Source organism: Ferrovibrio sp. (assembly GCF_019636075.1).
Lineage (GTDB): Bacteria > Pseudomonadota > Alphaproteobacteria > Ferrovibrionales > Ferrovibrionaceae > Ferrovibrio.
This window is the reverse complement of record NZ_JAHBYG010000001.1, coordinates 209,162-228,824: the sequence shown is the minus strand read 5'-3', so window position 1 is coordinate 228,824 and position 19,663 is coordinate 209,162. Positions and strand designations below refer to the sequence as shown.

Annotated in this window: 17 protein-coding genes and 1 tRNA gene; 6 read left to right on the top strand and 12 right to left on the bottom strand. The window is 63.5% G+C overall.

The genetic code is table 11. The annotated features are described in order from the left end of the window. Positions 1-16: 16 nt before the first annotated feature. Genes KF827_RS01080 through KF827_RS01065 form a run of 4 tightly spaced genes read left to right on the top strand, consistent with a single transcriptional unit; the run spans position 17 to position 3,750 of the window. Positions 17-952 carry an ABC transporter permease gene (locus KF827_RS01080; protein ID WP_290998482.1) on the top strand — a complete coding sequence of 312 codons (936 nt, stop codon included), beginning with the start codon at positions 17-19 and terminating at the stop codon, positions 950-952. Between the two features lie 2 nt (positions 953-954). Then, positions 955-1,788, top strand: coding sequence for an ABC transporter permease (locus tag KF827_RS01075; protein WP_290998478.1), 834 nt, complete (start codon positions 955-957; stop codon positions 1,786-1,788). Positions 1,789-1,795: 7 nt separating this feature from the next. Beyond that, positions 1,796-2,779 (top strand): ABC transporter ATP-binding protein, encoded by a 984-nt coding sequence (locus KF827_RS01070; RefSeq protein WP_290998475.1) that lies wholly within the window; start codon positions 1,796-1,798, stop codon positions 2,777-2,779. Next, on the top strand, positions 2,776-3,750 hold the full coding sequence (locus KF827_RS01065) for a dipeptide ABC transporter ATP-binding protein (RefSeq protein ID WP_290998467.1): 975 nt from the start codon (positions 2,776-2,778) through the stop codon (positions 3,748-3,750). The genes KF827_RS01070 and KF827_RS01065 overlap by 4 nt, the downstream gene beginning before the upstream one ends. 6 nt (positions 3,751-3,756) lie before the next feature. Here the strand turns inward: KF827_RS01065 and KF827_RS01060 are convergent, their stop codons facing one another. Genes KF827_RS01060 through KF827_RS01050 form a run of 3 tightly spaced genes read right to left on the bottom strand, consistent with a single transcriptional unit; the run spans position 3,757 to position 6,159 of the window. Next, entirely contained in the window at positions 3,757-4,527 is a 771-nt protein-coding gene (locus KF827_RS01060) for an SDR family oxidoreductase (RefSeq protein WP_290998464.1), read from the bottom strand. 8 nt (positions 4,528-4,535) lie between these two features. Then, positions 4,536-5,453 (bottom strand): amidohydrolase, encoded by a 918-nt coding sequence (locus KF827_RS01055; protein ID WP_290998460.1) that lies wholly within the window; start codon positions 5,451-5,453, stop codon positions 4,536-4,538. Then, entirely contained in the window at positions 5,434-6,159 is a 726-nt protein-coding gene (locus tag KF827_RS01050; protein WP_290998452.1) for an RraA family protein, read from the bottom strand. The genes KF827_RS01055 and KF827_RS01050 overlap by 20 nt, the downstream gene beginning before the upstream one ends. A gap of 114 nt (positions 6,160-6,273) precedes the next feature. Here KF827_RS01050 and KF827_RS01045 point away from each other — a divergent pair, with 114 nt between their 5' ends. Together KF827_RS01045 and KF827_RS01040 are read left to right on the top strand one after the other, a co-directional pair. Continuing rightward, positions 6,274-7,647, top strand: a complete 1,374-nt coding sequence (locus KF827_RS01045) for an FAD-binding oxidoreductase (RefSeq protein WP_290998449.1) — start codon at positions 6,274-6,276, stop codon at positions 7,645-7,647. Positions 7,648-7,670: 23 nt separating this feature from the next. Beyond that, a complete protein-coding gene (locus KF827_RS01040; RefSeq protein ID WP_290998446.1) occupies positions 7,671-8,855 on the top strand; it encodes a 3-hydroxybenzoate 6-monooxygenase in 1,185 nt (394 codons plus the stop codon). A gap of 40 nt (positions 8,856-8,895) precedes the next feature. Here KF827_RS01040 and KF827_RS01035 read toward each other — a convergent pair whose 3' ends face one another. The 9 genes from KF827_RS01035 to KF827_RS00995 all read right to left on the bottom strand — a co-directional run bounded on the left by KF827_RS01035 (position 8,896) and on the right by KF827_RS00995 (position 19,599). Beyond that, positions 8,896-9,618, bottom strand: coding sequence for a hypothetical protein (locus tag KF827_RS01035; RefSeq protein WP_290998440.1), 723 nt, complete (start codon positions 9,616-9,618; stop codon positions 8,896-8,898). 2 nt (positions 9,619-9,620) lie between these two features. Continuing rightward, on the bottom strand, positions 9,621-11,558 hold the full coding sequence (locus KF827_RS01030; protein ID WP_290998436.1) for an adenylate/guanylate cyclase domain-containing protein: 1,938 nt from the start codon (positions 11,556-11,558) through the stop codon (positions 9,621-9,623). Positions 11,559-11,572: 14 nt separating this feature from the next. Further along, positions 11,573-13,420, bottom strand: coding sequence for a caspase family protein (locus KF827_RS01025; RefSeq protein ID WP_290998433.1), 1,848 nt, complete (start codon positions 13,418-13,420; stop codon positions 11,573-11,575). A gap of 340 nt (positions 13,421-13,760) precedes the next feature. After that, positions 13,761-13,836 (bottom strand) — tRNA-Lys (locus KF827_RS01020). A gap of 124 nt (positions 13,837-13,960) precedes the next feature. Next, positions 13,961-15,109 (bottom strand): rod shape-determining protein RodA, encoded by a 1,149-nt coding sequence (gene rodA / locus KF827_RS01015; RefSeq protein ID WP_290998430.1) that lies wholly within the window; start codon positions 15,107-15,109, stop codon positions 13,961-13,963. Between the two features lies 1 nt (position 15,110). Further along, positions 15,111-17,030 (bottom strand): penicillin-binding protein 2, encoded by a 1,920-nt coding sequence (gene mrdA / locus KF827_RS01010; protein ID WP_290985703.1) that lies wholly within the window; start codon positions 17,028-17,030, stop codon positions 15,111-15,113. Between the two features lie 9 nt (positions 17,031-17,039). Next, complete coding sequence (gene mreD / locus KF827_RS01005; protein WP_290998419.1) at positions 17,040-17,561, bottom strand: rod shape-determining protein MreD; 522 nt, start codon at positions 17,559-17,561, stop codon at positions 17,040-17,042. A gap of 60 nt (positions 17,562-17,621) precedes the next feature. Then, positions 17,622-18,488: a rod shape-determining protein MreC gene (gene mreC, locus KF827_RS01000; RefSeq protein ID WP_290985697.1), complete on the bottom strand. Its 867-nt coding sequence runs from the start codon at positions 18,486-18,488 to the stop codon at positions 17,622-17,624. A gap of 67 nt (positions 18,489-18,555) precedes the next feature. Further along, entirely contained in the window at positions 18,556-19,599 is a 1,044-nt protein-coding gene (locus KF827_RS00995; RefSeq protein ID WP_290985694.1) for a rod shape-determining protein, read from the bottom strand. Positions 19,600-19,663 lie beyond the last annotated feature (64 nt).

Genomic DNA, 19,663 nt, shown 5'->3' with positions numbered 1-19,663 from the left:
GGTATATAGACGGATCATGGGCCTTTTGACGCGCTTTATTTTCCAGGCTGTGCCGACCCTTATCGGGGCGGTTACGATCCTGTTCCTGCTGTTGCGCATGATCCCAGGCGATCCCGCGCAGGCGATGCTTGGCGCCGATGCCACTGCCGTGGATCTGGCGCGCATGCGCCATGAGCTTGGCCTTGATCAGCCGATCTGGGTGCAATACGGCCTTTACCTGCGCGATTTCCTTACCGGCAATTGGGGCAATTCCATCGTCAGCAAAACGCCTGCGCTGGACCGCGTGCTGGAAGCCCTGCCCGATACGCTGATGCTGTGCGGCATGGCCATTGTCATCATCATCGGCATCAGCCTGCCGGCCGGCGTGCTGAGTGCGGTGCGCCGCGATAGCTGGGTGGATTACGGCGTATCGGTAGCGGTATTCCTGCTGATGTCGATGCCGCAATTCTGGCTCGGCCTGCTGCTGTTGCTGGTGTTGTCTTATTGGCTCGACTGGTTTCCGATCTTCGGCACCGGCGATGCCGGCGACCCGCTTTCGATCCTGCATCATCTGGTGCTGCCGGCCCTCACGCTGGCGGCCGGTTTCCTCGGCCTCGTCACTCGCCTCACCCGCTCCAGCATGCTGGAAGTGCTGGGCCGCGAATATGTGCGCACCGCGCGCGCCAAGGGCCTGCGCGAGGGCGTGGTGATCGTGAAACATGCCCTGCGCAATGCGCTGCTGCCTGTCGTCACCGTGATCGGCCTCACCATGGGGCAATTGCTGGGCGGCGCAGTGATCGTTGAAGTGGTGTTCGCCCGGGCCGGCGTGGGCACCATGATCTGGGATGCCATCCTGCAGCGCGATTATCCGCAGGTGCAGGCCGCCGTGGCGGTATTCGCCGCCTTGTTCATCACCACCAATTTCCTCACCGATTTGCTGTATGGGTTGCTGAACCCACGGATCAAGATCTGACCATGGTTTTCTCGCGCATATTGAAAAGCCCGAAAGCGCTGACCGGCCTGGTGCTGGTGGGCAGCATGGTGCTGCTGGCGCTGTTTGCGCCCTGGATCGCGCCTTACGATCCGCTGGCGATAGATCCGGTGGCCTCCAACCAGGCGCCATCGGCGGAGTATTGGCTGGGCACGGATTTCTTCGGCCGCGATGTGCTGTCGCGCATGATCTGGGGCGCCCGGCCTTCGCTGCTGATCGGCTTTGCCAGCGTGTTCATCGGCTGCGTGATCGGCAGCCTGATCGGCGTGACGGCCGGTTACTTTCGCGGCTGGGTGGATGCCGTGCTGATGCGGCCGGTGGATGTGCTGCTCAGCTTTCCCATCGTGGTGCTGGCGCTGGCGATGGTGGCCGCCCTGGGCCCCAGCCTGATCAACCTGATCCTCACCATCAGCCTGCTGTTCGTGCCGCGTTTTGCCCGCGTGGTGCGCGGCGAGGCGATGGCCTTGCGCGAGTTGGATTACGTGGAAGCCGCCCGCGCCTGCGGCCAGCGGCCCTTCACCATCATTCTGCGCCATGTGCTGCCCAATGCCACGGCGCAGATCATCGTTACCTGCACGGTCTTCATGGCCAATGCCATCCTGGTGGAAGCCGGGCTGTCTTTCCTGGGCGTTGGCGTAACGCCGCCTGAACCCTCCTGGGGCAACATGCTGGCGGATGGCCGCAACAACATTCTGGGCGCGCCCTGGCTGACCACCTTCCCCGGCCTGATGCTGACCTTGACGCTGGTGGGCTTCAACCTGCTGGGCGATGCCCTGCGCGACATCCTCGATCCGCGCCTGCGCGGCCTGCATAATTGAGCGCGCCATGGCTTTGCTGGACGTAAGAAACCTCGTTACCGAATTCACCACCCCGGCCGGCCCGCGCCGGGCGGTGAACGATGTGAGCTTTGCCGTGCAGCGCGGCGAGATATTGGGCCTGGTGGGCGAAAGCGGCTCGGGCAAGAGCGTCACCGCACTTTCCGTGATGGGCCTGGTCGACAACCAGGTGGGTCGCGTCACCGGCGGCAATATCCTGTTCGACAACACCGATCTCACCGCCCTGCCGGCCGCCGCGCTGCGCGCCCTGCGCGGCAAGCGCTTGTCGATGATCTTCCAGGAGCCGCTTTCGGCGCTGAATCCCTGCTACACGATCGGCGACCAGATATCCGAAGCCTTCGTGGCGCATGGCGACAGCGATACGCGCAAGAATCACCAGCGTGTTTTGGAATTGCTGCGCCTGGTGCATATCCCGGATCCCGAAGGCGTACTGCGCCGCTATCCGCATGAAATCAGCGGCGGCATGCGCCAGCGCGCCATGATTGCCATGGCCTTGGCCTATACGCCGGATCTGCTGATCGCCGATGAGCCAACCACCGCGCTGGATGTGACCATCCAGGCCCAGGTGCTGAACCTGATCGACCGGTTGCGCCGCGAACTCGGCCTTGGCGTGCTGCTGATCACCCATGATATCGGCATCGTGGCGCAATATACCGATCGCGTGGCGGTGATGTATGGCGGCCGCATCGTGGAGACCGGGCCAACGGCGCAGGTTTTCGCCACGCCGAAACATCCCTACACCATCGGCCTGCTGGGATCGGTGCCGCGGCTTCGGCATCGCAAGCCCGGCGAAAAGCGCACGCGACTGCAAGAGATTCCCGGCAGCGTGCCCAGCATTGCGCAAGTAACCCAGGGCTGTCGCTTCGCCGGCCGCTGTAGCCATAGCATGCCGCAATGCGAACAGCAGATGCCGCCGATGCGCGAGCGCGGACCGGGGCATGATGCTGCCTGCTATTGGGAGGGCCCGGCATGAGCGGCGGGAAAGACGACATGCTGCTGGAAGTGACCGACCTTTCCATGCGTTTTGCGCTGCGCTCCGCGCCGTTCAAGCCCAAACGCCATGTGCATGCCGTGAACGGCATCAATATCCGGCTACGGCAAGGCGAGACGCTGGGCATCGTGGGCGAAAGCGGCTGCGGCAAAACCACGCTGGCCCGCTGCATTCTGCGCCTGCTGGAGCCGACCGGCGGCAGCATCAAATTGAATGGCCGGGATATCACCCATGCCAAGGGCCGTGCCCTGCGCGAGGCACGCCGCGACATGCAATTCGTGTTTCAGGATCCTTATGCCTCGCTGGATCCGCGCATGCGGGCCTTCGAGCTGGTGCGCGAACCGCTGGATGCATTGACCGACCTGCCGCGCAAACAGGCCGATGAACGCGCCATCGCGCTGCTGGAGAAGGTGGGCCTTACGGCGGCCCAGGCCCGGCAATATCCGCATCAGTTTTCCGGCGGCCAGCGCCAACGCATCGGCATCGCCCGCGCCCTGGCGCTGAATCCCAAACTGGTTCTGGCCGACGAGCCGGTGAGCGCGCTGGATGTTTCGGTGCGCGCACAGATTTTGAATCTGATGGCCGACCTGCGCGCCGAATTCGGCCTCAGCTATATCGTGATCTCACACGATCTGGCGATCATCGAACATGTTTGCGACCGCGTAGCCATCGTCTATCTCGGCCGCATCGTGGAACAGGGCGCGGTGGAAACCATCTTCAACGCGCCCAAGCATCCCTACACGGAAGCCCTGCTGGCGGCGATCCCCGATCCCGACCCGCAGCAGCGCCGCCGCGCCGCCGATATCCAGGGCGACCTGCCCAATCCATCCGCACCGCCGCCGGGCTGCGCTTTCCATCCGCGCTGCCCCAAGGCCACCGCCTTGTGCAAGCAGCAGGCGCCGGAACCGCGGATGCTGGATGGCCGCGAAGTAAGCTGCCATCACGCAGTGTGAACAGGGTCAGGTGGCGCCGCCATCCACGTTGAAGCTCTGGCCGCTGATCAACCGGCTATCCTCGGCAGCGAGGAACAGCACCATCGCGGCCACATCCTCGGGATAAAGCTTTTCCTTCAATGCCTGATTGCGCATCAGCATCACTTCGGCCTCTGGTGTGAGCCATTTCTCGATCTGCCGCTGGGTCATGATCCAGCCCGGCAGCACGGCATTCACGCGGATGCCATCGCCGCCCAATTCGCGCGCCATCGCCTTGGTAAGCCCCACGATGCCGGCCTTGGCCGTGACATAGACCGGCAGGCCCGGCGTGCCTTTCAGCCAGGTGATGGATGAAAGATTGATGATGCTGCCGGATTTGCGCGCCCGCATGCCAGGCGCCACCGCCTGGATGGCGAAGGCATGATGGCGCAGATTCACATCGATCAGCGATTGCCAAAGCTCCGGCGTCAGATCCGCCAGGCTGTGGCGTTCGTCATAGGCGGCGTTGTTCACCAGCACATCGATGGCGCCATGGCGCTGCGCCGCCTGCGCGATGGCAGCCTGCAGCGCGGCGATATCGGTGACGTCGCAACGGATATAGAGCGGCGCCGGCAAGCCCTGTTCGATCAGTTGCGCGCAAAGTGCCTTGGCCGGCGCATCGGCGATATCGATGAAGCAGACCTTCGCTTTCTGGCGGGCGAAAAACTCCACCAGCATGGCGCCGATGCCGCTGCCGCCGCCGGATATGAAAACCGAACGGCCTGCCAGCGAAGGATAATGCGCGCGCTTGTTGCTCATGGCTCTCTCTATGCTTTGCGCGCCGGGCGGTAAATCGCCTGCGCGGTATCGAAAAACAGTGCCCGCTGTTCGGCCGGGCTGAGATCGGCGGCCAAGCGGCGATAAGCATCATAAACCCGGCCATAGCTGCCATAGAGCCGGTCGATGGGAAAATTGGAAGCAAACATCAGCCGATCGGGGCCGAATTTTTCCAGCATGAAATCGAATAGCGGCCGCACGCTGTTTGCATCCCAGGCCGGATCAACCATGCCGAGGCCGGAGAATTTGGCCGCGACATTGGGGCTGGCCGCCAGGGCGGCCATACCGCGCTGCCAGACATGAAAACCCGCATCGCGGTATTCGAACGGCGTGCCGGCATGGTTGAGGATGATGCGCAATTCCGGCAGCGCGCGCGCCATGGCTGCTGCTTCTTCCAACTGCCAGGCATTCACCTGCAGATCGAAACTCAAGCCACGCGCGGCCAGGCGCTTCAGCCCGGCAAGCCAGGCGGCATCCTGCATGTAATCGCCCCGGTCGCAGAGCCGGTAGCGATCCGTCTCGCCCCAATTGAGCATATGGCGAATGCCGCGAAAGCCGGCATGGGCGGCATGGCCATCCAGCAGGGCATCGAATGCCGGCAATGCCGGATTGCCATAACCGACGATGGCGATGGCATGGCCGGCAGCATCGGCCTGCTGCTGCACCCAGGCGGTTTCCACCAGCGGATCGGCGATATCGCGGCCGCATTGCAAATGCACGCTGGCCGCCAGGCTTACGCCTGCACCCGCCGCCTCGGCACGGAAATCGGCTATCTCGTAATTCGTGCAGACCGGCGCCGGGTCGCCCATGAATTTGCTATTGCCGGCCTGCATCCAGGGATAGCGGCCGGCACCGGGCTGCCAGATATGATGATGGGCGTCGATTGCCTCAATGGATATTGCGGGCATCGCCGATGGCCTTGCGCAGCATGGCGATGCTGAAATCCGGCTGCCTGGCCGCCGCGATCAGCACCGCTTCGCGCTTTGCGAGGGTTTCCGCCATTTCGGGAATTTTGGCAGCATGTTCGGCCGGGATGATCACCGTGCCATGGCGATCGGCATGCAGCAGGTCGCCATGATTGATATACAGGCCCGCCACGCTGACCGTGCCGCCGAAATCGACGATGTGATAATGCGCATGCGAGGGCACCACCATGCTGCACAGCATCTGGAAACCCGGCGCATTGGTATCCACATCGCGCACGCTGCCATCGGTGACCACGCCCAGACAGCCCAGGCCCTTGTGGATATTGGTGTTCACCTCGCCCCAAAACGACCCGAAGCCGGCCCGTGCCCCATCCAGATCCTGGATGACGCAGATCGAGGGACGCGGCCCGCCATCGGCGATATATTCGTAATAAGCCATGGTGCGCGGCCCGATCTGATCCGGCGGAATCCGCTGCGGCTGGATCGAACGCATGGTGGCGGTGCGGGCATAGCCCACCATCGGCTTGAGATCGGGATAGAGGCAGAGCAGCGGCTCGGTGGTGAAGCCCACGGCACGGCGCTCGGGCGCGATCAGTTCCAGCGCATTGCAAATCGTTGGTGTATCGAATTCGGCCAGGCGGGCCAACAGATCGGCCGGCACGCTTTGGACCTGATCGGGCTGAGACATCATTTCCTCCTGGCGCCCCTGATTTTGGGCGGCGATAATACTGGCAAGGCCGCGCTGAAACAAGTTAGTATGCGACCTAATCGGACGCCACGATCCGCCCCGTTCGGAGGAAACATGCATCCAGTTGTTGACACGATCCGCAGCCGCCTGGGCGATGCGGCGATACTGACCGGCGAGGATGTTAAGGCTCGCCCGGTTTCGCGTATTGTCAAGAGCGGTTGCGAGGCCATGGCCATCGTGCGGCCGAAAACCACCGAGGAGGTGGCCCTGGTGATGCGGCTTTGCCATGAAGCCGGGGTGCCGGTGGTGCCGCGCGCGGGCATGACCGGCCTGGTAGGCGGCAGCCTGGTGGGTCCGCATGAAATCGCCCTGTCGCTGGAGCGCATGACCGCCATCGAGGAAATCGACCCCATCGCCCAGACCATGACCGTGCAGGCCGGCGTGCCCTTGCAGGCGATCCAGGAAGCCGCCGAGGCGGAGGGCCTGCTGTTTCCGCTGGATCTCGGCGCACGCGGCTCGGCCACCATCGGCGGCAACATCGCCACCAATGCCGGCGGCAACAAGGTGCTGCGCTATGGCATGACGCGCGAGATGGTTCTCGGCCTGGAAGCCGTGCTGCCCAATGGCGAGATCGTCTCGTCGATGTTCAAGATTCTGAAAAACAATACCGGGCTGGATATCAAGCAGCTTTTCATCGGCACCGAAGGCACGCTGGGCATCGTCACCCGCGCTATCCTGCGGCTGCAGCCGGCGCCGCGTTCGCGCCAGACCGTGCTGGCCGCCTGCAGCAGCTTTGCCGCCGTGACCGACATGCTGGGCTATTTCCGCGCCGCCTCGGGCGGCAATCTTTCGTCGTATGAAGTGATGTGGCTGGATTATTACCTGCTGCTCACCGCCGAAGGCCGCCACAAGCCGCCGCTGCCGCAGACTTTCCCGTTTTATGTGCTGGTGGAATGCGAAGGCGCCGATCCCGAGACGGACGATGCCGCCTTCGAGGCGATGCTGGAAAAAGCCATGGAGCATGGCTGGATCGAGGATGCGGTGCTGGCACGTTCAGAGGCCGAGCGTGTGCAGCTTTGGCGCATCCGCGACGACGTGCATTACCTGCTCACCCTGTCGCCGCTATTCGTTTACGACATCAGCCTGCCGATCCCCGAGATGGAAGGCTATGTGAACAATCTGCGGGCCGAACTGGAGGCGCGCTGGCCCAGCCCGAAGCCCACCGTGATCAGCTACGGCCATCTGGGCGATGGCAACCTGCATATCGCATTGAGTTGCGGCACGGCGGCCGACAAGCCTGCGGTGAACAAGCTGGTTTATGGCCCTCTGGCCGCTTTCCGTGGCTCGGTTTCCGCCGAGCATGGCATCGGCGTGGACAAAAAGCCCTATTTGCAGATCACCCGCAGCGAAACCGAAATAGCGATCATGCGCGCGGTGAAGGCTGCTCTGGACCCGGCCGGGCTGCTGAATCCCGGCAAGATCGTTTGAACCTCAACACCCGGTAACGCGACATGACCACGCAGACCATTCTGATTTCCGGCGGCGGCATCGGCGGCTTGGCCGCAGCGCTTTCGCTCTCCCGCCAGGGCTTTTCCGTCACTGTACTGGAACAAGCCCCCAGCCTGGGCGAAATCGGCGCCGGCATCCAGATCGGGCCCAATGCCTTCCATGCCATGGATGCCTTGGGCGTGGGCGAGTTGGTGCGTGCCAAGGCGGTATTCATCGATGGCCTGGTGCTGATGGATGCCAGCACCGACGAGCAGGTTTGCGTGGTGCCGCTGGACGAACCCTTCCGCAAACGGTTTCGCAATCCTTATGCGGTGATCCACCGCGCCGATCTGCATAGCGCCCTGCTGGAAGCCTGCCGTAAGGATGCCAAGGTAACCCTGCGCACCAGCGCGCGTGTGCAATCCTACAGCCAGGATGCCGGCGGAGTGCGCGCCACCCTGACCAATGGCGAAACGCTGGAGGGCATTGCCCTGATCGGCGCCGATGGCCTGCATTCGGCGATCCGTGCACAAATGCTGAAGGATGGGCCGCCTATGGTTTCCGGCCATACCACCTTCCGCTCGGTGATCCCCACCGAGCAGATGCCCGAAGAATTGCGCTGGAATGCCGCCACGCTCTGGGCCGGGCCGAAATGCCATATCGTGCATTACCCCTTGCAGGGCTGGAAGGTGTTCAACCTGGTTGCCACGGTGCATAGCGGCGCCACCGAAGCGGTGGCCGGCGAGCCTGTGCCCACCGAACTTGTGCATCAGGCTTTCGCCCATGTGGTGCCGCGTGCGCAGCGCATCATCCATGCCGCCGATAGCTGGAAACGCTGGGTGCTGTGCGACCGCGAACCGCAGGAAGGCTGGTGCGATGGCCGCGTGGCCCTGCTGGGCGATGCCGCGCATCCGATGCTGCAATACATGGCGCAAGGCGCCTGTATGGCGCTGGAAGATGCGGTCTGCCTGGGCGAGCAACTGGCCGCCCGACCGGACGACATGACGGCTGCGCTGGAAGCCTATCGCCAGGCCCGCCTGCCGCGCACCACGCGGCTGCAACTGGCATCGCGCGCCATGGGCGAATACGTGTATCACCCCGATGGCCCGCGCCGCATGGCCCGCAATGCCTGGCTGCAAGCCAAATCCGGCGAGGATTTTCATATCAGCCTGGAATGGCTGTATGGCCATGGCCGCAAGGCGGCCTGAGCGCCCTGTATTCTATTTCGCCTGACGGCGGCGCCTTGTTCTATTTCGCCTGACGGCGCATGAGCGCCAGCAGCATGCGGGCCTGCTCGGCACAGCCGGCATTGGCCATCTCCACCGCCTCGTGGGCCACGGTGGGATAATTGCCAGACACCTTCACCAAGGTGATCAGCGTGCGGCTATCCTTGCCATCCTGGCTGACGATGAACCTGGCGCCATCCTCCACCTTGGCCGGGATCGGCCAGGCGGTGCGGTCGGTGCCGCTGGGCCAGACGATCTCCACTTCGCTGCTATCGGCCACCACGGTGATGCTGATCTTGGGCGCGGTTTCGTGCTTGTAGCGCGTGATCATCAGCTTGGCGGGCTCGGCCACACAGTAATCGCCGCTCTCCGACAGATTGACCATCAGCGCTTCGTCGCGCGTGCCGATGCCGGCGGCACGCACCGCACCCACCGAGCTGGTTTCTTCCTGCGCGCTGCGCACCAGGCTGGCCAGCGCGGTGCTGAAAGCCTTGTTGCCGCCGCCGCCCGCAGCCATCTTCGACTTCGCATTGCCCTGGAACGGGCCGGTCAACACCACACTGCGGCCATCTTCCGCCACCAGCACAAGGCGCGATTTATCCGGCAGGTTGAGCGCCGCATCGGCCGATACTTCAGCGCCCAGCGCATAGTTGGGCAAGCTGGATTCCAGCACGATCAGGCTTTGCGCCAGGGCCGGCAGCGGCGCGAGCAGGGCAACCAACAAGGCAAGCGTGAAGCGGCGCATGGCTATTTATCCTTCATCACGATCAGATCGGAGATGTCGTCTTCCTTGAGCCGCTTCACATGGAATCGGCTGAGCGCATCGTTGTATGTGTCCACCAATGCCTGGAACATGGCAGGCGCTTTGGCATCGCCTGCCTGCAGGGCGGCATAGGCCTTGGCGTATTCCTCGGCCAGCGCCTCCTCGCCGGCCAGCACCGGCGTGAAGGTGCCCAGCGGATCGACACGGCCTTTCACCACCAGCCGGCCGATCGGCCGCAGCGGCAGCTTGCAGGTGGCAGCCGAGCTTTCGGATACGCAGATCGAGGTGCCGAGATATTTGTTCACGCCCTCGAGCCGCGAGCCGGTATTCACCGTATCGCCGATGGCGGTGTAATCGAAACGCAGGCTGCCGCCCACATTGCCCACCACGGCATCGCCGGTATGCACGCCAAGCCGCGTGCGCCCCCAATCGATGCCGGCCGCACGCTGCTTGTTGGCGAAATCGGTGGCGAATAGATGCATATCGATGGCGCAGGCAATCGCCTTCTCGGCATGATCCGCGCTCGGCTCCGGCGCGCCGAACACTGCCATCACCGCATCGCCGATGAATTTATCCACCATGCCGCCATGCACATGCACGCAATGCACCATGCCGTCGAGATACTCGTTCAGCACCCGCACCAGCATATCGGGATCCAGGGTTTCCGACAGGCCGGTAAAGCCTTCCACATCGGTGAACAGCACGGTGACGCCGCGCTTCACGCCGCCGAGATTGAGTAATTCCGGATGCTCCTGCATGCGGCTGACCAGGCTGGGTGCCACATAACGCGAAAAGGCCTCGCGGATGAAGCGGGTTTCGCCGTCGCGCAATTGCGCGGCGTGATAGCTGCTCACCCCCATGGTGAAGGCAAAGACCAGCACCGGCGACACCACCGGCAGCGTGAGCGAGGCATGGCGGAAGAGCAGGAAGTTGATCGCCAGAAAACCCGCCACCGCCAGGCCGGCCAGCAGAAAACGCCAGGCCAGCGCAATGCGCGTGAAACTGAGCGCGATGGCAATTGCTGCCAGCAAAGCGGCGCTGAGCAATTCGAGCGAAACATCGCCGCGCGGCGGATTTTCCCTGGCCAGCAATTGCGCCAGGCCATGGGCATGGATCACCACTCCCGGGATCACGCCTGCGGCATGGCCCTGGGCCGCGGCCAGCGGCGTGCGATGCCGATCATCGAACGGCAGATCGGCGCCCACCAGCACGATCTTGTCGCGGAACCAGGCCTTGGGCAGAACCGGCACGGCATGGGCAGGAAACTGCCGGAAGGCCGGCTTCTCGCTATCGCCGGTGATGCGATAGCGGATGGTCTGCGCCTCGCGCGGGGTTTCGATGCCGAGCTGCTTGGCGATGGCGGGACCGAAAGCCAGGCGATAGCTGCCGTCTTCCTCCTCGCGGCCCGGAAAGATGCGGCGGATGGTGGAATCGCTCACATCCTTCAGGGTATTCGACCAGGCCGGCAGCATGCCCTTGAGATAGTCATGCTGGAAGGCCCATTGCTTTTCGGTCAGGCCGGTCTGGCGGTCGGTCCAGCCGGTTATCACCGGCGTGGGAAAAGCCAAGGCCGCCTCGCGGAAAGCCGCATCTTTCGCCGCTTCGGTGGGCTGGTCGAACAGAATATCGAAGGCCACCAGCTTGACGCCGGCATCCTTGAAATACGTCATCAACTGTGCCAGGAAACCGCGATCCACCGGAAAGCGATAGGGAAACCGCGCCAGCGTATCCTCGGTAATCGCCACCACCACGATTTCGGGATGGGTTGGCTCATGCGGGGCATAATAGCTGGCGCGAAAATCCTGCGCCCAGTTTTCCGCAATCGCCGTGAAGGCCAGATGGCGCGGCAGAGCCCATGCCAGCGCCACGGCCACCAGCAGCAGCGCCAGCTCGAAGCCCCAGACCCGGATGCGTTTCGACACGGATCAGGGACCGATCAGAACACCGCCACCGGAAAATCCATACCGCGTGAATCGACGACCGGAAATTGCGACACGCCCTTATGGGCCTGGCTGATCTCCGGCAATTGATCCTCGATGTAATTGGTCAGCGAGCGCACGGTGACGAAATTCTGATCCTTGCGGCTGGCCTTGCCCGACAGGCCCTCCAGCAAAGTATAGGTGAAGATGCCGTGGCCAAGCTGCGACACTTCGGCGGCAAACTGATCCTTGCCGGCAGCCGCCACCACATGCACGCCGGAAGCGCGCGCCACCTTCATCAGCGCCTTGCGATCTTCGAAGCCACGATACTTCACCAGCGCCGCACCGGATTTGCAGGCATCCATCATCAGCAGCACCTTCTGGGCGCCCATATTCTTCACATATTCATTGATCTCGGCGGTGGCCAGGCCGCGCGACTTCACCTCATCCTCGCGTTCGGGATAGCGCACCTCATGCGGCATGAAATACCAGGAATCGCCGAAGGTATCGCCATGGCCGGCGAAATACAGCAGCACCATGTCTTCCGGATTGGTTTCCGAAAGCTTGGCCAGGGCGGCCTGGATATTGGCCTTGTTCGCCTGATCGTCGAACAGCGTATGCACCACGATCTCACGATAGATGGTGGTAGGCTGCTTGCGGAAATACTCGGCAATCGCCGTGGCGTCTTCCACCGCGAAATTCAGGTTCAACGCCGGATTGCGATATTGGTTCACGCCGATGGTGAGCACATGCAGGCGGCTCTTCTTCTCCGCGCCGGTGTAATTCACCTTGGCCTTCACCGGGCGGCTTTCGATGCGATCCACCGACAGCGCCACCAGGCGGAATTCATTCGGGCCATTCACCAACCGCGCCTTGAAGCTGCCCTTGGCGCTTCCGGCGGAAAGCTTTTCCTTCTTCACCGGATCGGCATGCACCAGCTTGCCATTCTGGAACACACGGATTTCTTCCACGCCGCCGCCCAGATTCTCGGCCGCATAGGCGATTTCGAAATCCTCATTGTCGGACTCGGCATCGGCTTTCAGGCTGGCGAAGCTGGCCCGGGGCGGCATGGCGAATTCCTTCGACACCACCACCTTGGGCGCCGGCGGCGGGGCCGGCGGCGGCAATTCCACCAGCACCGGCTCGGCTTTCGGCTCGGGCTTGGCGGTCGCCGTTGCAGCAGGAGCAGTAGTGGGTGCGGCAGCAGGCGCCTCGGCCACCTTCAGCGGCACGCGGCTCAGCCGCGCCAGCAGGCCTGGCTCGTAATATTGCTCGCTGAACTGATCGAGATCGAAGGTGAGATCCTTGGCGGCCCACTTAACGGCTTCGATGCCATCGCCTTCGGAATCGAACAGGCCGGTTTCCGCCACCACGGCCCAGCCATCCTTGGCCAGCACCAACCGGCCGAGATTGTTGTTGCGGCCCTGGCCATCGAGCATGCCGACGCCATCCTTCACATTCAGCGTCACCTCGCCCAGCGCCACACGGCTGGCCGGCTTGGCATTGGCCAGGCCATCGGGCAAGGCCGCGCCGGATTTCAGACGGCGCAATTCACGACCGGTCTGCATGTCCCACACCGAGCGCGTGCCATCGGAGGCGACCAGCAGCAGATGCGCGCCATTCTCGGCCAACGCGGCGCCCTCGATCTTCAGCGCCACGTCGTCATTCACCTTCATGCGGGCATTGAAGATGGAGGCGATGTTGCCGGAAATCGCATTGGTCATGTTCTGGGTGGATACCGCGCCGGGCGAAAAGCCCCCGAACTGCGCCTGAGCCGGCGGCGAAACCAAAACCAGCAGAGCCGCGCCGACCGCCAGCAGTGGAAAAGTAAGCCCTTGCCTGACCTGAATGCTTTCACCAATCATGAACGCCTCCTGTCATTCTGTTGCCGAACGAGCCGGCGGAATTTCTTGAGGACAATTCTATAGGTAAACGGCACACCCCCATCCATTGGCAATTCGAACGAGAAATTGGGTGTGCCTCCACAATCCATACAACTATACCGTCTTTTGCCGCCCTTGGATCACCAAAGCATGACAAAACGCGATTATTGCACGCTCGGCCCGTAATCGGGCCGCATGGCCGGCCTATGCGCAAAGGCGCGAGCAGAAACCCGCCCGTCAGCCCAACCTGAGATATGCCTAAGCTGAGATATCTATGAGAAATGCTTTCCGACCTGAGGGAAAATGCCAATCAGGGGGAAAATGGTGGGCGCACTAGGGCTCGAACCTAGGACCCGCTGATTAAGAGTCAGCTGCTCTACCAACTGAGCTATGCGCCCATTTTCCCCGGACCGCCCAGGGGTACAAGTACCCGGGGGCCATTGAAAGCGGGCGAAACATACCCGGATTCGCGCCGAATGCAAGGCTTTTGCGGGCGGGAAATTCCTGTTTCTTGCCAGCGGGTTAGAAGCTGCTCATATGGCGCGGGATTTCCACATCGCGGTGGACGTAAACATTGATCAGCAGGCCGATGCCGATCAGCAGGGTCATCATCGCGGTGCCGCCATAGGAAACCAGCGGCAGCGGTACGCCCACCACCGGCACCACGCCGGAAACCATGGCGATATTGATGAACACATAGAGGAACAACATGGCGGTGAGCCCGCCCGCCACCAGCCGGCCATACTGGCTGCGCGAACGGAGCGCGATGGCATAGCCATAAGCCAGCATCAGGATGTAAAGCCCGATCAGCGCCATCGCGCCGATCAAGCCATGCTCCTCGGCGAACATGGTGAAGATGAAGTCGGTCTGCTTTTCGGGCAGGAAGCTCAAATGGCTCTGGCTGCCCTGCAAAATGCCCTTGCCGGTGAAGCCGCCCGAGCCCAGCGCGATCTTGGATTGCAGGATGTGATAGCCCGAACCGAGCGGATCCTGCTCCGGATTGAGGAAGGTGAGCACGCGTTTCCTCTGATAATCGTGCAGCAGATTCCAGGCCACCGGCAAGCTGGCCAGACCACCGGCCACCACCAGGGCGAATTTCCAGAGCCGCACGCCGGCATAGAAAAACACCGCCCCCGAACTCATCAGCAGCAGCATGGCGGTGCCCAGATCGGGCTGTTTCATCACCAGGATCACCGGCGCGCCAACCAGCGCCAATGGCACGAAAAGCCAGCGGATGCGCCCCACATCTTCGAGATTGAGGCCATGGAAATACCGCGCCAGCGCCAGCACGATGGAAATCTTCATGATTTCGGAAGGCTGCACATGCACCACGCCAAGATCGAGCCAGCGTTGCGCACCCATGCCGATACGGCCGAACAATTCCACCGCCACCAACAGCACCAAGGCCACGGCATAAAACAAATACGCCATGCGCAGCCAGATACGGATATCGGTAACCGCGATGGCCACGGCGATGGTGAGGCCCACGGCGAAACGCGCCATCTGGCGATCCGCCCAGGGGTCGATATCGCCGCCGGCCGCGGAATAAAGCTGCATGAAACCGACGCAGGCAATCGCCGTGATCAACAGCACCAGGCCCCAGGTGATATCGCGCAGCTTGCGCCCCAGGCTGGGATTGTTGAAACGATCATGGAAGCGGGCCTGGCGCATCTCAGCCTCCGGATTCCGATGCGGCCGGCCGCGCCTGCCGATCCGCCGTGGAACCGGCAGGACGTTCCGGCGGCGGCGCCTTGCGCGAGGGATCGCGCAACTGGGTTTGCAGCAGGATATCGCGCGCCACCGGAGCGGCCGCCTTGGCGCCGGAGCCACCATGTTCGATGATCACCGCGCAGGCATAGCGCGGGGATGCGATCGGCGCATAGGCCACGAACAGCGCATGGTCGCGCTCTTCCCAGGGTTTCTCTTCGTTTTTGCGCACGCGGGTTTCGCGTTCCAGGCGCGAGATGCGGCGCACCTGGCTGGAGCCGGTCTTGCCCGCCATGGCGAATTGCGGCTGCGTGATGCGGGCGCCCTGGGCGGTGCCGCGCGGCGGCGAGGTGACGCGGATCATGCCTTCCAGCGCCAGATCGAGATGTTCGCGCTTGAGATTGGCGGAAGCATAGATCTGATGCGCCAGCCGGCTTTCCGGCGAAGGGCCAAGCTTGCCATCGTTGCGCACGAGGCGCGGTGTCACATTATAGCCGCCATTGGCCAGCCGCGCGGTCATCACCGCAAGCTGCAGCGGCGTGCTGAGCACATAGCCCTGGCCGATCCCGACCACCAAGGTTTCGCCCTGCGCCCAGGGCTGGTTCAACGCTCCCTGTTTCCAGGCCCGGGTGGGTATCAGGCCGCGCCGCTCGCCCGTGAGGTCGATCTTGGTAACCTCGCCCAGACCCAGCCGGCGCGACATTTCGGCGATCTTGTCCACGCCGATGCGGCGGGCGGCCTCGTAGAAATAAACGTCGCAGCTTTCTTCCAGCGCCTGCACCAGATTCATGCTGCCATGGCCGCCCTTCTTCCAGCAGTGGAAGGTGTTGTTGCCCAGTTCCATATGGCCGGGACAGAACACACGGGTATCGGCGGTGATGGCGCCGGCTTCCAGCGCAGCCAGACCCACCACCATCTTGAAGGTGGAACCCGGCGGATACTGGCCCTGCACGGCCTTGTTGGTCAGCGGCTTGTGCTTGTCGCCATTCAGCATGCGCCATTGCGCCTGGGTGATGCCGACATTGAACCAGTTGGGATCGAAACCGGGATTGGAAGCCAGGGCCAGCACATCGCCGGTATGGATATCCATCACCACGGCGGCGCCGCTCTCCTCGCCCAGCCGCTCCATGGCATAGCGCTGAATTTCGGAATCGATAGTGAGCACCAGATCGTCGCCGGCCTGGCCATCGGTGCGATCCAGTTCGCGGATGGCGCGGCCGAAGGCGTTCACCTCGATCTGGCTATGGCCGGCGCGGCCGCGCAGATTGCCATCGAACAGCTTTTCCACGCCGCTCTTGCCGATGCGGAAGCCGGGCAATTCCAGCAACGGATCCTCGCCGATTTCCTGCTCGGATACCGCGCCGACATAACCCACCACATGGCTGAACACATCGGCCATGGGATAATCGCGGGTTTCGCCCACATCCATCTGCACGCCGGGCAGATCGGGGCTGTGCAGGTTCACCTTGGCGAAATCCTCCCAGCTCAGGTTTTCCGCCACCACCACCGGCACGAATTTGCGGCGCCGTTCGATCTCGCGCTTCACGCGCTGCTTCTGGTTTTCATCGAGCTGGATCAGTTCGGCCAGCGCCCCCAGCGTGGCATCCACGTTGCGCGCCTGCTCGGCCACGATCAGCACACGATAATTGCGGCGGTTGGAGGCAAGCTCGATGCCATTGCGATCCAGCACGCGGCCGCGGCGCGGCGGCAGCAGGCGCATGGAAATGCGGTTCTCATCGGCCAACAGGGTGTATTTATCCGATTCCAGAACCTGCAGGTAATAAAGCCGCCCGGCCAGGCCGGCGAACAGCGCCAGCTTGGCGGCGCCCAGCATCAGGGCGCGGCGACCGAAAACCCGTTGCAGATCGTTGTCGCGGCGGTTCATGGCGCTGCCTCAGATCGGCAGGGCCGGGCGCAGCAGGCGCCGCTCCAGCCGGCTCAGCAGCCAATAGACCAGAGGGTAAAGCCCGAGCGAAAGGCCAAGCTGCGCCAGCAACGGACGCGGATCGTGCAGATACCAGTTCAGCAAACAGGCCACCGACCAACTCACGAAGGCGGCGCCCAGCGCCACCATGCCGTAACCCCACCAATTGACCAGGAAAGACGAGCCGAGAAACACCCGGCGTTGCGAAACCGCCAGCGCATGGGTGAGCAGCAGCAACACCGCATGCAGCCCGATCGGGCCGCCCGACAGCAGGTCCACCACCAGGCCGATGCTGAAGGCGCCCAGCATCGTCATCAGATCGGCGCGGAAGATGCTCCAATAGAACACCGCCATCAGCGCCAGAACCGGACCCACGGGGCCGAAATGCGGCAGCTCCAGCGGCGCCGTGCCGATGATGGCCAGCATCAGGCAAGACAGCACGGGCAGCAATCCATGCAGGCGGCGTGCGGCCAGCGCCAGGCCGATCTTCATACCGGCCTCGCCGACATTACAGGCGCCCCCAAGGCAGCAGTATCGGCGCCATGCGGAAGATCATGGCCGCCTCGCGGGGCTGCGCGCCGGATCGCGGGCATATTCCTCGCCATCCAGCCGGGTTTCCTCGAATTGCACCACGCGCAGGAAATCCATCCGCCCGAGATCAACGAAAGGCCGCACGCGAATGCCGCCATCGCCCACCTGAACGATCTCGCCCACCGGAATGCCGGCGGGGAACTGGCCGCCATCGCCGGAGGTGACCACGGTCTGGCCCACCAGGGGCCGTGCGCCGGCCGGCAGATATTCCAGCTTGGGCTGCGGCGAGTTGTCACCCGACAGCACGGCGCGATGCCCGCCTTCCTGCAGCATCACGGGCAGGCGCGAGTTCATGTCGGTGAGCAGCAGGATGCGCGCGGCGCGCTGGCCCAGATCGGCCACCCGGCCGGCATAGCCGCCCTCGCCGATCACCGCCTGGCCCTTCCGCACGCCATCGCGGGTACCGATATTGATCAGTGCGGTGCGCACGAACAGGCCGCCGCCATCGGCGATCACCCGGCCGGTGACGAAGCTGTGGCCGAGATCGGGGCCGGCGGAAAGCAGCCGGCGCAGCGAGGCATTATCCTGCTCCAGCCGGCGCGCCACATCCTGCCATTGCAGCAGGCGGGCATTCTCGGCACGCAGCCGCACATTCTCTTCATGGGCAAAGATCAGATCGTCGATGGCGCCAACCACATGGCTGACGAAGGCCACCGGCTGCGACACCGCGGTCAGCACCGGCTCGAACACATCCACCACCACGGCGCGGACGCGTTCCACCGCCGGGCGGTCGATGCGCCCGAGCAGGATCAGCCCGATACCGGCCGCCAGCAACAGCAGAAAGGCAAAGCGCTGCACCAGCGCCTTGATCGGCGCTGCCAGTCGCATCCCCCGTCCCATTCCTCGTCCCGTCCTGGGCCGCATGTCCCCGCCGTCGATTCCCCGTCAACCGGCCTCAATAGGCCGGGTTGTACAACACATGCTTCAAGGTCTTCATTTCTTCCAGCGCACGGCCGGTGCCCAGCGCCACGCAGCTGAGCGGTTCGTCGGCAATCGTCACCGGCAGGCCGGTGGCATGGCGCAGCACCAGATCCAGATTGCCCAGCAGCGCGCCGCCGCCAGTGAGCACGATGCCCTTGTCGACGATATCGGCAGCCAGTTCCGGCGCGGTATGCTCCAGCGCCACCTTCACGGCTTCCACGATGGCGCCTACCGGTTCGGCCAGGCTTTCGGCGATCTGGCGCTGATTGATCACCAGTTCCTTCGGCACGCCGTTCATCAGGTCGCGGCCCTTGATCTCCATGGACAGGCCGTTGCCATCTTCCGGCGGACAGGCCGAGCCGATCTGCTTCTTGATGCGTTCGGCCGAGGCCTCGCCCACCAGCAGGTTATTGTTGCGGCGGATATAGGCGATGATGGCTTCGTCCATCTTGTCGCCGCCCACGCGCACGCTGCGCGAATAGACGATGCCGCCCAGGCTGAGCACGGCCACCTCGGTGGTGCCGCCGCCGATATCCACCACCATCGAGCCGGTCGGCTCGGTGACCGGCAAGCCGGCACCGATGGCAGCCGCCATCGGCTCTTCGATCAGATGCACGCGACGGGCACCGGCCGACTCGGCCGATTCCATGATGGCGCGGCGTTCCACCGCCGTGGAGCCCGAGGGCACGCAGATAATCACCTGCGGCGAGGCAAAGCTGCGGCGGTTATGCACCTTGCGGATGAAGTGCTTGATCATTTCCTCGGCGACATTGAAATCGGCGATCACGCCGTCGCGCAGAGGGCGAATGGCTTCGATATTGCCCGGCGTGCGGCCCAGCATCTGCTTGGCTTCGTCGCCCACGGCAAGCACTTCCTTCTTGCCGCGCATGTTGGAAATCGCCACCACGCTCGGCTCGTTGAGCACGATGCCGCGGCCCTTCACGTAAACCAGCGTGTTGGCCGTGCCGAGATCGATGGCCATATCGGCCGACATGAAACCCATCAAACGCGAAAACATCGAGACTTCACCTCATCAACCGGATTTTGCGGTGGTTATGGTGCCTTGGGCTGCCATGCGCAAG

Excerpts from the sequence above, each read along its gene's own strand:
- KF827_RS01080 (WP_290998482.1), top strand. The coding sequence starts at position 17 with ATGGGCCTTTTGACGCGCTTTATTTTCCAGGCTGTGCCGACCCTTATC.
- KF827_RS01035 (WP_290998440.1), bottom strand. The coding sequence starts at position 9,618 with ATGCGCCGCTTCACGCTTGCCTTGTTGGTTGCCCTGCTCGCGCCGCTG.
- KF827_RS01055 (WP_290998460.1), bottom strand. The coding sequence starts at position 5,453 with ATGCCCGCAATATCCATTGAGGCAATCGACGCCCATCATCATATCTGG.
- KF827_RS01040 (WP_290998446.1), top strand. The coding sequence starts at position 7,671 with ATGACCACGCAGACCATTCTGATTTCCGGCGGCGGCATCGGCGGCTTG.
- KF827_RS01070 (WP_290998475.1), top strand. The coding sequence starts at position 1,796 with ATGGCTTTGCTGGACGTAAGAAACCTCGTTACCGAATTCACCACCCCG.
- KF827_RS01075 (WP_290998478.1), top strand. The coding sequence starts at position 955 with ATGGTTTTCTCGCGCATATTGAAAAGCCCGAAAGCGCTGACCGGCCTG.
- KF827_RS01025 (WP_290998433.1), bottom strand. The coding sequence starts at position 13,420 with ATGATTGGTGAAAGCATTCAGGTCAGGCAAGGGCTTACTTTTCCACTG.
- KF827_RS01060 (WP_290998464.1), bottom strand. The coding sequence starts at position 4,527 with ATGAGCAACAAGCGCGCGCATTATCCTTCGCTGGCAGGCCGTTCGGTT.
- mrdA (WP_290985703.1), bottom strand. The coding sequence starts at position 17,030 with ATGAACCGCCGCGACAACGATCTGCAACGGGTTTTCGGTCGCCGCGCC.
- KF827_RS01065 (WP_290998467.1), top strand. The coding sequence starts at position 2,776 with ATGAGCGGCGGGAAAGACGACATGCTGCTGGAAGTGACCGACCTTTCC.
- KF827_RS01050 (WP_290998452.1), bottom strand. The coding sequence starts at position 6,159 with ATGTCTCAGCCCGATCAGGTCCAAAGCGTGCCGGCCGATCTGTTGGCC.
- mreC (WP_290985697.1), bottom strand. The coding sequence starts at position 18,488 with ATGCGACTGGCAGCGCCGATCAAGGCGCTGGTGCAGCGCTTTGCCTTT.
- rodA (WP_290998430.1), bottom strand. The coding sequence starts at position 15,109 with ATGCGCCAGGCCCGCTTCCATGATCGTTTCAACAATCCCAGCCTGGGG.
- KF827_RS00995 (WP_290985694.1), bottom strand. The coding sequence starts at position 19,599 with ATGTTTTCGCGTTTGATGGGTTTCATGTCGGCCGATATGGCCATCGAT.
- KF827_RS01045 (WP_290998449.1), top strand. The coding sequence starts at position 6,274 with ATGCATCCAGTTGTTGACACGATCCGCAGCCGCCTGGGCGATGCGGCG.
- mreD (WP_290998419.1), bottom strand. The coding sequence starts at position 17,561 with ATGAAGATCGGCCTGGCGCTGGCCGCACGCCGCCTGCATGGATTGCTG.